The 12,877-nt window shown below is 54.3% G+C and carries 5 protein-coding genes; 2 read left to right on the forward strand and 3 right to left on the reverse strand.

What is annotated here, in order from left to right; translation table 11 throughout:
• Positions 1 to 71: 71 nt before the first annotated feature.
• The 3 genes from LOS79_RS21350 to LOS79_RS21360 all read right to left on the reverse strand — a co-directional run bounded on the left by LOS79_RS21350 (position 72) and on the right by LOS79_RS21360 (position 9,683).
• Complete coding sequence (locus LOS79_RS21350) at positions 72 to 5,279, reverse strand: Ig-like domain-containing protein (protein WP_315412159.1); 5,208 nt, start codon at positions 5,277 to 5,279, stop codon at positions 72 to 74.
• Positions 5,280 to 5,484: 205 nt separating this feature from the next.
• Positions 5,485 to 8,499: an ATP-binding protein gene (locus LOS79_RS21355; RefSeq protein WP_315412160.1), complete on the reverse strand. Its 3,015-nt coding sequence runs from the start codon at positions 8,497 to 8,499 to the stop codon at positions 5,485 to 5,487.
• A gap of 35 nt (positions 8,500 to 8,534) precedes the next feature.
• Positions 8,535 to 9,683, reverse strand: coding sequence for a response regulator (locus tag LOS79_RS21360; protein ID WP_315412161.1), 1,149 nt, complete (start codon positions 9,681 to 9,683; stop codon positions 8,535 to 8,537).
• Between the two features lie 266 nt (positions 9,684 to 9,949).
• Between LOS79_RS21360 and LOS79_RS21365 the strand changes: the two genes are divergently transcribed.
• Together LOS79_RS21365 and LOS79_RS21370 are read left to right on the forward strand one after the other, a co-directional pair.
• The gene (locus LOS79_RS21365; protein WP_315412162.1) at positions 9,950 to 12,073 is read left to right on the forward strand and encodes an ATP-binding protein; all 2,124 of its coding nucleotides are present in this window, start codon (positions 9,950 to 9,952) and stop codon (positions 12,071 to 12,073) included.
• Complete coding sequence (locus tag LOS79_RS21370; protein ID WP_315412163.1) at positions 12,073 to 12,765, forward strand: response regulator transcription factor; 693 nt, start codon at positions 12,073 to 12,075, stop codon at positions 12,763 to 12,765. The genes LOS79_RS21365 and LOS79_RS21370 overlap by 1 nt, the downstream gene beginning before the upstream one ends.
• Positions 12,766 to 12,877: the final 112 nt, after the last annotated feature.

Below are 12,877 nucleotides of genomic sequence, written 5' to 3' on the forward strand. Positions count from 1 at the left end.
AAAGAAGACGTACAGAAGCTTGGGAGCTTCCTGCGTCTTCTTTTCATTTGCTGATAGGCTATTACAGATCCTTAAATCAAATCTGACTTTTGCAGCAGTCTCTGCATGATGGCTGCAGCCTCGGCACGCGTAATCTGGCCTCCCGGCACCAGCAAAGACTGGCTGCGGCCCTGCACCAGACCAGACCACACGCTGTCCGTTACGCCGCTGCGCGCCCAGGAGGATACAAGCGTCCCGTCGTCAAATTTTTGCAGCGCTGCCTCAGACAGTTCAGCCTCCAGGCTTCCCTTCAGTCCGGTAATTGTCATGGCTCTCGCCACAATGACCATCGCCTGTTCTCTGGTAATCCTGTCATCCGGACGGAACGTGCCATCCTTGAAGCCATCGATCAGCCCGTAGGCATGCGCTGTATGGACAGCACCGCTGAACCAGTTCTCCGCCTGGACATCAGAGAAGACGGTATCTCTGTTCTCGACACGAAGTCCTAATCCGCGGACTACAATTGCCGCGAACTCGGCGCGGGTAACAGCCTGGTTCGGGTTGAAGTTGCCGCCCCCAATTCCTTCAACCACCATCCGGGAGCCCATATCATTAACGGCATCCTTGCCCCAATGATCCGCAACATCTGCGAATTGCAGCGGATGCCATACCACAGCATATGTGCTATTGGTCAAGCTGTTGATTTGTGCCTCGTATCTGCCATTATTCTGCCGGACCTTGGTCGGCACGTGGCGGACTGATCCGTCCGGCTCAACGACAACGCCGGTTGTGATTTTATTCGGATCTACGCCGTCCGGAATGGCTATTGTCCGTTCGACATAGGCATCGAAGTTTCTGATCTCTGATATCTTGTCTCCATAGACGGCATTAACGGTAAAATTCAGCGGCTGGGCAACCAGGGTTAGCCCGTCCCCTGCTGCTGCACGCTCCACGATATCCAGTTCAGCAGATACCGGGGCTGCAATTTCAATCTGCACCTTAATATCCTGCAGCGCGGCGGTTGCTCCAACTTGGGCTGCAATCTCCCCGATATGGATCAGTCCCGCAGGAACGGTGTATGAAGCCTGCCCGGTTCTGAATTCCAGAACAGCCTGATAATCCTCCATCAGCCGGATCATTGCGCCGGTAAGCTCGCCAACGAAGACATCGTACGTCTGATTAATGGGAATCGTGACAACAGCATGCTGCCCTTCCGCCTTCAATCTGTCATTCAGCTTCTGCTGATCAATCACAATCGTCAACGCGGTTTGCCCGTCACGCCGGGATACCGCCGCTTGCCCGGCATTCTCTGCCTTCCCGTTCACCAGGACATCTACACCGGATGGATCTGGTGTGGCAGGCGGGCCTGATGCCACTGGCGCACTCGTCGGAGCCGGCGTGGGCAGTGCCATCGTTGGCGCCGGTGTCGCTGGTCCCGTCGTTGGAGACGGCGTTGCTGGTGTGTCTGATGGAACTGGCGTCGCTGGCGTGGTTGGCGGTGTTGAGGCTGCAGGTACAACTGCACCCGACTCAGCCGATTCGGCACTTGGGCCCGTTCCATTGATTGCTTTCACCGTGAACGTATAGCTTGTTCCATTACTTAATCCCGTAATCGTGACCGGGCTGGCGCTTCCGGTGACTTTCTTACCGCCCGGCAATACGGTCACCTCATAGCCGGTAACCGGACTTCCCCCGTTATCGGCGGGCGCCGTGAAGCTCACAACGGCTTGTCCGTCACCCGGAGCAGCTGTCACATCCGCTGGCGCTCCCGGTACTGTAGAAGGGGTAGCACTAACCAGATTAGACGCTCCGCTTAGGCCCCCTGGATTCTCAGCTTTTACAACAAAGTAATAGGTTGTGCCATTAACCAGACCGGGAAGCGTAAAGGGTGAAGAGGCATCTGCTGCCACTTCCACTCTATGGTCCGGATCAGCATCTGTTGCCATATAAATCCGGTACTGCTTAACCTCCGGTTCCGTCTCCCAGTTCAAGGTGACCTCGCGGTCTCCGCCTTCAGCCGTAAGATTGCGGGGATTGGCCGGCGCATCCGGCAGGTTCACCGCTTGTGTCACCTTGAAAGTGACAGGCAGCATATGCTCTGCCGTTATAGTAACCTCAGCTGTATAGGTTCCTGCCGGCAACCCGTCCTTGGCACGCAAGGTGAAGCTTGTTTCATCTCCGGCACCCAGTCCGGAAGCCGGCTGCGTGAGAATAACAAAGGCATCCGCGTCGTTCCCGCCGAGGGCTGCCGACAGATCAGCCAGATCCCCGGTGCCTGTATGCTGAACAGGAATGGTGATCGTTTCTTGTGTACCGGAGCCGTACCCCAGCTGCAATGACCATAATGTCCGATCCTTGATGGGAGCAATCGTATACGTTGGCGCGGCCGTAACCGTGATTGTGGCGTTACCCTTTTTACTGCTATCCGCTGTGGATATAGCTGTAATGGTGTAATCCCCCGGCACGGCATCCGCAGCCACCGTAACATAACCCGTAGCGCTAACCGTTACCTTATTCGTTGCATCACTGCTGCTCCATGTCACCGTTTCTGCCGCCCCGCCTACCGTAACCACCGTTGCAGCAAGCTGTCTGCTCTCTCCCTGCATCACACTTGCACTGACCGGGCTTACAGTAATGCTGAGCACGGCAGGTGCATAAGTCACCTTAATCGCAGCCGTAGCGGTCCGGCTGGGATCGGCTGTCGAAGCAACCGTAATGGTGTAGTCCCCCGGCACTGCGTCAGAAGCCACGCTAACCTTGCCAGTAACATCTACCGACACCTTGTTGCTGGTATCACTGCTGCTCCAGAGCACCGTTGTCAGAGCTCCGCCCACCGCATCTACTGTTGCTGTGAGCTGCCTGCTCTCTCCCTGCTTGACACTGGCGCTCTCAGGATTCACGCTGATGCCGTGAATCGCCGGTGCATACGTAACCGTAACCGTAGCCGTCCCCGCCTTGCCGCTATCCGCTGACGAGGTCGCCGTAATCGTGTAATCCCCCGGCACCGCATCCGGGGCAACAGTTACGTCCCCCGTACTGCTTACGGTTACTTTACCGCTGGTGTCGCTGCTGCTCCAGATCACGTCCGTCGGGGCTCCTCCTACGACATCCACACTGGCCTGGAGCTGCCGGCCCGCTCCCTGCATAATGCCGGCGCTGACCGGGCTGACCGTAACGCCGTAAACGGCTGGCGCATACGTCACTGTGATAACTGACGTTCCCGTCTTCGTAGTGTCTGCCGCCGAGGCTGCCGTGATCGTGTAGTCCCCCGGAACGGCATCAGGCGCTACAGTCACGTTCCCCGTACTGCTTACTGCGACCTTATTGCCGGTATCACTGCTGGCCCAAGTCAACGTTGTCGCTGCTCCGCCTACTGCTTCTACCGTTCCCGTAAGCTGCCTGCTTTCTCCTTGCATAAGGCTTGCAGCAGCCGGGCTTACGCTAACACTGTTAATGGCTGGCGCATAGCTCACCGTGATGACTGCTGCCGCGCTCTTGCTGTTATCATAAGCCGAAGCTGCTGTGATTGTGTAAACGCCTGGCGCAGCATCCGCTGCCACCGTAACTTTTCCCGCCGCGCTTACTGCCACCTTACCGGCATTGCTGCTGCTCCAGGTTACCGCAGTTGATGCTCCGCCTACTGCTGCCACGGTTGCCGTCAGCTGAGTGCTCTCTCCCTGCTTCAGGCTGGCGGTGACCGGGTTCACACTGACACTGGTGACAGCCGGCTTATATGTTACCGTAATCTTGGCTGTACCTGTCTTGCTGTTATCATGCGTGGAGGCTGCCGTAATCGTATATTCGCCCGGCGTGGCATCCGCAGCGGCAGTGACTTGTCCCGCAGCACTCACGGCTACCTTGCCGCTGGTATCGCTGCTGCTCCAGGTTACGGTAGACGGTGCTTCCCCAACGGCATCAACCACAGCTGTCAGCTGTCTGCTCCCGCCTTGCTGGATACTCGCTGTAACCGGACTTACAGTAACACTATTAACGCTTGGTGCAGGTGGAAGGGTGAACCGGGCGGCCCGTATTTTCACCGTCGTTCGGTCACTCTCATCCCACACCGCATACAGTGCTCCGTTCATTGCCGTAACTGAAGGGCTTGTAGCGGTTTGCGTATTGTACACATTGAGGCCAATTCTTCCGCTTTCGGCAGATACCCATGCTGTACCGTCGTATTTTTTCACGCGGATTTTGAAAACAGGAACACCGCTTGCCCACTCTCCGGAATTCTCAGACCAGACGGCATACAATTCGTCATTCAATGCTGCGAGCTTTACTGTAAAGGTGCGGGCGCCCCCGTTCACGTTTATACCGTATTGACCGCCGCCATCCATACTGGACCAGACGCCGCCTTCGAATTTTTTGACCCGGACCTGATCATCCGTACTGTAACGGCCGCCTGTAGGCTCCGCCCATGCTACGTATAATACATCGTTGATGACGGTTGCGGACGGGTTGTTCGCGTGATTCGAATTCGATTGATTTAAACCAGCTTCGCCGTCAGCCACGGTCCAGGTCGCTCCGTCGTACTTTTTGACCCGTAATTGATAGGTGGAACCGGATATAGCTTCGGACCACATTACAAATAACTCATCACCCGATACGGCCATTACAGGAGACGCCGCGCCACTGGCGGGACTTATGTTCAGTCCGGCTGCACCCCCGCCGTCCGCGCTTGTCCATGTGGTACCGTTATACTTTTTGACGCGGATTTGCGCCGCTTCTGACCAGGCCACATACAGTTCACCTTTGTATACCATCATGGTATTTCCATACGCATTTTTGGATGCATCCACATTAAGCCCGGTCAAGCTGCCGCCTTCAGCACTTGTCCAGCTTGTACCGTCATACTTCTTAACCCGGATCTGCCCGATGGAAGAAGTCTTCTTCTCCGTCCAGCTCAAATACAATGCATTGTTGTATACGGCTAGAGCCGGAGATTCGGTATCTTTGGTCGTGTCGGCATTTAAGCCGGTTACGGGATGGTTCCCGTCAACACTAACCCAGCCCGAGCCGTTAAATTTCTTGACTCTGATCTGGTAAATTGCAGGGGTTGTCTGAATTCTTTCCCGCCAGGCCGCATAGATTTCACCATTCCATTCCGCAACGGCAGGCTTCTCGGCAGACATTGCGGAATTCACATTAATCCCGCCGGGTCCGCTCCCGTCAATAATCGACCAGCCGGACGCAGCCGAAACGGTGCCGCCGATCATCAAAGAGGGTATAAAGAGAATAATGGCTAACCATACATTGGCCATTCTTCGCAGATAATTGTATTTCTTGCTTGTTGTTGTCATTGAAGCCATCACGCATCTGTCCCTTCGTCGTATCGTTCTGTTGCCGCATTCAAGCATTGTGCCCAGCATAACTGACAGCACCTTAAAAAAACCTTAAACACTGATACCCTTCGACATATTTCAACCGCCAAATCTGGCTCAATCTAACCCAAAAAGCCCCATCGCAAAAAAACGATGAGGCCCATTGTTCATTCCATACTTTCCTTCACGGCTGTACGTCAGGAATCCGGAAGGCAACGCTCGTTCCCCGCCCTAGCTCGCTCGTAAGCTCCAGTAAGGTTCCATATTCGAACCTCAGCCGCTTATCGATATTCCGCAGGCCTACGCCTTGCCGGCCGCCAGGCTCGTCTTGCCCGAGCAGCCCCTTCATCCGCTCTGGGGGAATTCCGACGCCGTCATCGGTTACAACGAATAACCAATATCCGTCCGACCGCTCTGCTGTCAATTTCACGGTGCCGCCTTCAATCCGGTCTCCGATGCCGTGGCGGATCGCGTTCTCGATGAGCGGCTGCAGCAAGAGCGGCGGCATCTGCAGATGATAAGCCGCATCGGGGATCTCATGTTCAAAGCCGATGCGATCCCTGAACCTCGCTTGCTCAATCTCCACATACGTCCGGATCAGCTTGAATTCCTCAGCGAATTCGATACGTTCATCCGTATTGCTGAACCGGAAGCTCCCCCGCAAATAATCAGCCAATCCGGCAATCAGGCTCCGGGCACGCTCTATATCTGTATAACTGGAAGCAACGATACTATTGAGGACATTATATAGAAAATGCGGCTTGATCTGTGATTGCAGAAACGCCACCTCCATATGTACTGCGCGTCCGAGCGATTCCTTCATGGCGAGCAGGCTTCCAATCCGGGCCTTCAGTTCTTCAAGATCGAACGGCTTGGGCAAATAATCGTTGGCCCCCGCCTGGAATGCCGCCACCTTATCCTGCGGCTGAAGGGCAGCCGTCACCATCAGCACAGGCAGCTCCAGCAGCGAATAGCGCTTGCGGAGTTCCTGGCATACCTCGTATCCGGACATCCCCGGCATCATCAGATCCAGGATGACCAGATCAATTCTCCCCGGCTGATCAATCTGGCGGAGCGCCTCATATCCGTCGTTAACCGCGATGACGCGGTAATCAAGAGACTCCAGTGCATCCAGCAGGACCTTCAGATTCACATATTGATCATCGACGATCAGGACCGTGCGGTTACCGCCCGGATTCATAACATAAGGCGTCGGGAAGGAATATTCCTTCTCCGGGGGCAGAGTATAGGCTATAGACGGATAGACCGTATTGTCTAGGTCTTCTCGATTATGTTCAGCTACCGGCAGTGTAAAAGTGAAGGCTGTGCCTTCCCCGGGCACTGAATTTACGGTGAGCCCGCCTCCCTGCAGCTCAATCAGCTGCTTCGCAATGGGCAGCCCCAGTCCAAAACCGCGCTTCCGCGCGGCCTCCATGGATTTGAACGGCTCGAAGATATACGGTATATCCTCCGGATGGATACCTGTCCCCGTATCCCGGACTTCGAACTGCAGCGAGCCTTCGTGCTCCTTCCCGGTGACAATAACCGTTCCGTGCTCCGTGTGCTTGACCGCATTGTCCAGCAAATTGCTGATGACCTGGCTCAGCCGGTTCTCATCGGCGTACGCGGGAGGCAAGCCTTCCGGTACCTGATTGATGAGTTGAATCTCCTTCTCTATACCAAGATACGCGTAGAAACGGACCTGCATCTCCACGACTGAACGGACATCGACCGGCGCGGGCATGATTCTGAACTCGCCCTGTTTCAGCTTGGATAAGTCCAGAATGTCATAGACAAGCTGGGATAGCTTCCTCGTAATATCAATCACCAGTTGAAGCTTCTCCCGCTGCCCGGCCCCGGGCGGATTCGCCGTATCGTCAAGCATCGACCGGGATATGTTCATCACGCCGTGCAGCGGCGTCTTGAACTCATGCGAGGTACGCGCCAGGAAATCGTCCTTGTGCTTATCAGCCTCCATCAGCTGCCCCGAAAGCTCCTCTATTCTCTGGAATGCCTTCGAGAAGCGGAGCGACATCAGCAGAGCAAGCATGAGCAGTACGAGAAACGGCTCGACAGGCGGCAGTGAATAGATAGGGACGCCGAAGTAGACGTTAAGGTTCTGGTTCAGCACCAGCGCGTTCAAGGCCATAGCGGCCACAGCCAGATACCAGCTGCCGGCTACCTTATGCAGAACCGCGTAGACAAATACATAGGTGGCGTACAACAAAGCTAACGTGACGTATAGCGATGTCACCAGGCGAAACAGTCCCGTCGTAATCTGCGTAGCGAAGCCCATTTGCAGCAGGAGCAATGAAGCCCCGGCAATCAGGCCTCCGTGCATGATCCCTCTGTGGCTATAGGGACGGAACGCGGTAAACACATACAGTAAGAATCCCATGCCCACCCCGACCGTCAGCACCATCTGAATACGGAAATACAGCCAGAACGGAAACGGACCGATGACATCGAAGAGCACCCGTTCACCGCTGACACTTGTAAATGCCGCAATAAATACGCAGACGAGTCCGAATACAACAAGGGAACGGTCATTTCTGCGCTGGGAGAATAAGCCGATAAAGTACAGTCCCATAATCAGAAAGGCAGTTAACGCAACCCAGTCATGCGCCGTCGCGAGGTCGCGGATTCTTGAGATCTGCTCAGCCTTACCGAATTGGAGCGATTCGCCGATCCCGCTTGTCACCCGGAATTCATGGTTCGCGACTTCGACGAGAATTTCATTCCAGCCCGGCTTTAAGGTAAAGTAGCTGACATACGGCTTGTTAAGGGCCCGGTAATTCTCCTTCAGGTCAGGGTAGCCGCTGGAACCTACGGCCACACCGTTGACGATAAGCCGGTTGGAGACGAGAATGGCCGCCGTCTTGAGCCCGTATACGGCGCTATCATCATCAATCAGGAGCCTAAGCCTGTAGGTTGCCACTCCCAGCGTATCCATCTGCCCGGACCATGATCCGGGCACCTGAATGAACGAAGGAGCCTCCACTCCGGATTTCACCGGTGCAGGGGGACGGCTGAAGAGCAGGCGATGGGGATAGAACTCCCATTGCCCGTCCAGCCGGACGACACCGTCCTCCCGGAATGCCCACTTGCTGAGGTCCATGACTCCATTTACCGCGACCGGCATCGGTTTCTTATGGACTGTGAAGTAGGTTAACAGCAGCCCGTAGGTCGCTAGCAACATAGTTATCGTGATAAGGACCGCAATGATTTGGCGTTTCATCGGGCTGTGCGCTCCGCTCCTTCCATCGTTTTCCGGACCAGCACCAGCGTCTCCTCCTCCAGCTCTGTCCCAAGCTGAATGCGCACGGCGTGCTCCAGCTGTGCACTTACACGGTAGGCCTCACTGCGGTTGCCGAGCTCGAGGTGGAGTCCGATCAGCGCACGGCCGTCGATCTCGGAGTCGGGAGCAAGTAAGAGCAGCCGCTGTAGACTATCCACCGCAAGCGCATGCTTCCCTTGGCTCCTGTAATACCTGTTCCATTTGCGGAGTGCACGTACATATAGCGATTTGATCTCCAGCTGTCTGGCGACCGCCCAGCCGAAATCGCAACCTTCCATATAATCCCCCGTGTACATCGCGTTCATCTGATCGTAGCTCAGCTCATTCATGTGCTCTTCTGTTACTATTTTGTTCAACAAGCTCTCGAATGGGGTAACATCCGGCGTGATTTCATCCAGTTCGGCAGCAAACCCCATGTTTCCTTTACTGATCCGGATGGGGATGCCATGCTCCGCCAGGCTTCTCCGGAGATAGGATAGACAGGTGTACAGGTACGCCTTGGCTTTATCGAGATCGTACCCGGGCCACAAAGCCTCAATAATCACAGCAGCATTTACGCGCTTTCCTTCATAATGAATCAGAAATGCGCACAGCTCCCGCTCTTTTTTCGTTCTCCACACCACTTCCTTGCCCGTTTCGAGCAGGGAGAGGATGTGGAATCCTCCGAGAGCATGAACTGACGGAGCAGGAGACGTGTCTGGCTCTGGCAGCCTGGCCTCTATATATACTCTCTTGGCTATCCGTTCCACCGCTCTTTGTAACCGGCCCGCCGTAAACGGCTTCAGCAGGTAATCCGTTGAATCAATATCGAATGCTTCCAGTGCATATTCCGCATAGGCAGTCGTGAAGACGATTGGCAGATCAGGGGACAGGCTCCGGATTCGGCGGGCAGCTTCTGTACCCTTGATTCCCGGCATTTGGATATCCAGAAATACCGCGTCCACTGTTATCCGGCCTAAGTCTTCAAGTGCCTGAAGGGGATTCCTGTATCTCCCGGCAACCTCCACATTTCCGGTCTGTACAAGCAATATTTCAAGCAGATCCAGCGCATCTTCTTCATCGTCAATCAACATGACACGTATCATCGGTTTTTGAGCTCCTTTGCGGTTCATGCTTTATATAGCTTTAGATTAGCCTGTCTCATTTCATTATAGCGCAAGAATTACTTGCCCTGGACACTATCATAGGAATTTAGCACGTTAACGAAACTTAAAGAAATCTTTAAATTCGACCCTTAACACAGCTTCCTGTAATGATGCTATCATTAAGATAATCAGACTATTTATAGCGCATCTTGTAGAATGGGGTCGACTTCATGAGGGGCATTCAAAGGTTCGGTTCTCGTAAAATATTGCTTCATATAGCTATTGCCGTAGTTATCGGTTTGGCCGTAAGCTATATGCTCATGTCTGCACCGCCAGGCGCCCCCAAGCTTCAAAGCGAAGAAGGCTTTCTGGATTTAACGCAGGCCTCGCTCAGTAAGAGACCGCAAAAATTACAGGGCGAATGGGAGTTCTACTGGCACAAGCTGCTGTCACCAGAGGATATCCGGAGCCGGATGGCCGGAGGTGAAATGGCAGAGCGGTATATTTACATTCCCGGATCCTGGCTGGACTACCCGCTGGATGGTCAAGAGCTGAGCGGACAAGGCTTTGCAACCTTCCGTCTGGTCATAGAGCTTAGCGGGCAGGACAGGAACGGGCGGCTTGCTTTGCGGCTGCCTACCATTTTTCATGCGTATAAATTATGGGTGAATGGAGAGCTGCTGGCAGAGACCGGTGTGGTCGGTGAAGACAAGCATGGTACGACACCGCATCTGGCAACGAAGCTGGTGTTCTTTCAGCCTAAGAGTGATACGGTAGAGCTGGTTATGCAGGTTGCGAATTTCCATCATAAGCGGGGCGGCATCACCACAGATATAGAGCTGGGTGACAGTAGCGTATTAGCAGCCAAGACCAATCTGAAGGTTGCCGGAGAGATGTTCATCACCGCAAGTCTGCTGGTCATCGGCATGTATCATCTGCTGCTCTATGTACTCCGGCGTAAGGACAGAGCTCCGCTTTACTTTGGCCTGTTCACCTTGATGTTCGGTATCCGGTCCCTGCTGGTCGGCGAGCTTATGTTTACTCAGCTGCTGCCTCATTTTCCTTGGGGCCTGCAGTTCAAGATCGAGTATCTGATTCTTTGTCTCAGCGGTTATATTATCAGCATGTACTTTGACTGCATTTTCCCGGATGTTCTATCGCGGTGGTTCCGCCTCGGCACCCGGATCGTAACTAGCGGCCTCTGCCTTATTGTTGTGGTGACCCCTGCACTCATCTATTCACAATTGCTGCTGCCCATCGGTATGATCGTTGTTCTGCACATGGTGTATCTGATGCTTGGACTGGCCAAGGCGGCGGTGCGGCGTATGGAGGGAGCGCTGATCTTCCTGCTCGTGTCAGTGGTTGCTTTGGTTACGGTAATTAACGATTTCCTGTACTTCAACGAATGGTCCCGAATCGGGAACACCTCTCCGCTCGGGCTGCTGATCTTTACGATTGCTCAGCTGATTCTGCTGTCTTCCAGATATACGCGGACGGCAACGAACGAAGAGCGGATTGCACGTGAGCTGCAGGAGGCCAATCACAAGCTGCTTGAAATCAATTCCAATCTGGAGCAGATCGTAATGGTGCGTACACATGCCTTATCCGCAGCTCACGAGGATCTCCGTACATCGTATGAGCGGTTACTTCACTCTGAGCAAGGGAGAAAGAAGCTGCTTGCCTACATTACACATGATCTGCGCATGCCGCTGTCCAGCATGCTTGGTTATGTCGAGGCTGTGATGGACATGGTTAAGCCGGAACGCAATGAACAGTACCTGAAGTATATCCGGGATAACACGGTAAGGATTAACCGGATGATCGGGGAGCTGAGCTTCTTGTCGCATCTAGAAACAGGGCAGGTAGCTTACCGGATGGAACCGGTCTCTGTGATTCACTTCCTGCGCGGTTTCTATGAACAATATGAGCTGGTGGTGCGTGACGCGAGGCTGTACTTCTTACTGGATACCGGATATATGGAGGATCAGGGACCGGGCCTGCTCGTTGCCGAGATGGATAAGCAAAGATTCGAGCAGGCGCTGTTTAATCTGGTATCAAATGCGATGAAATTCACCGCTAGCGGCGGAGTGGTGCGTCTTGCCTTAACCACTGACGAGGTGAATAATACCCGCTGTGCGGTAATTAGCGTGCAAGACTCCGGCATGGGCATTCCCCCGGAGCAGCTCGAGCAGATCTTTGACCGTAACTACAGATATGACCGTTCGGGGCTGGACAAGGTAGTAGAGGGCAGCGGGCTTGGGCTGGCGATTTGCCGGGAAATTGTACAGGCGCACGGCGGGAGCGTCCGGGCGGAGAGTGACGGTAAGACAGGGTCGATATTCTACGTATCGCTGCCTTTGTATTCGGGAAGCAGGGAGGTAACAACGTAATGGATACGTACAAAATTATGATCGTCGATGACGATCCCCATATCTGTGAGATTGTTCAGGCGTATTGCGAACGTGAGGGCTTTGTAGCCGCGTATAGCCACAACGGGACAGAAGCCATGAAGCTGCTGGCATCGTTTAATCCGGATTTGATTGTGCTGGACGTACTGCTGGCTAACGAGAACGGCATTGACTGGTGCAGGACCGCACGCAGCTACACGGATGCGCCGATCGTGTTCCTTAGCAGTCATGAAGAAGACGAGGTGAAGATCAGCGCATTAACTTACGGCGGCGACGATTATGTGACCAAGCCGTTCAGTCCGGGAGTGCTCATGGCCAAGATCAAAGCTCACCTCCGCAGAGTGTCGACGGGCAGAAGGGAACAACTGCTGGAGTTGCCGGGGTTGACGCTGGATTTCTACGCACAGTCCGTCAACATGGGCAGTAAAACCATTTTTTTATCGAAAAAAGAGTTCAGCCTGCTGTCTTATATGGCCCAAAACGTGAATCGTGTCGTCACTGTCGATACCCTGTTTCATCTCGTCTGGGGAATGGACAGCCTGGAGGATACAAGAACAGTCGCTGTACACATCAGTAATCTGCGCAAAAAAATCGAGGCTGATCCCGTCAATCCCGAGCGGATCATTACGATCCGGGGGGCCGGATATATGCTGGCTGCCGGCAAGCGGACATAGGGATGAGGGCTGACCGCTCACATTATACAGGTTCAAGCGAACTCACGCTTGAGCCTGTTGTTGTTTGGTATAACCGCTACAACGTCCCCCGCCGCAGCCCGTAGAAATACCG

It is taken from the genome of Paenibacillus sp. MMS20-IR301 (genome assembly GCF_032302195.1).
In the GTDB taxonomy this organism is placed as follows: domain Bacteria; phylum Bacillota; class Bacilli; order Paenibacillales; family Paenibacillaceae; genus Paenibacillus_AQ.

Bases quoted from the DNA above. Each gene is read 5' to 3' on its own strand.
- LOS79_RS21355 (WP_315412160.1), bottom strand. From the start codon at position 8,499: ATGTTGCTAGCGACCTACGGGCTGCTGTTAACCTACTTCACAGTCCAT.
- LOS79_RS21370 (WP_315412163.1), top strand. From the start codon at position 12,073: ATGGATACGTACAAAATTATGATCGTCGATGACGATCCCCATATCTGT.
- LOS79_RS21350 (WP_315412159.1), bottom strand. From the start codon at position 5,279: ATGACAACAACAAGCAAGAAATACAATTATCTGCGAAGAATGGCCAAT.
- LOS79_RS21360 (WP_315412161.1), bottom strand. From the start codon at position 9,683: ATGATACGTGTCATGTTGATTGACGATGAAGAAGATGCGCTGGATCTG.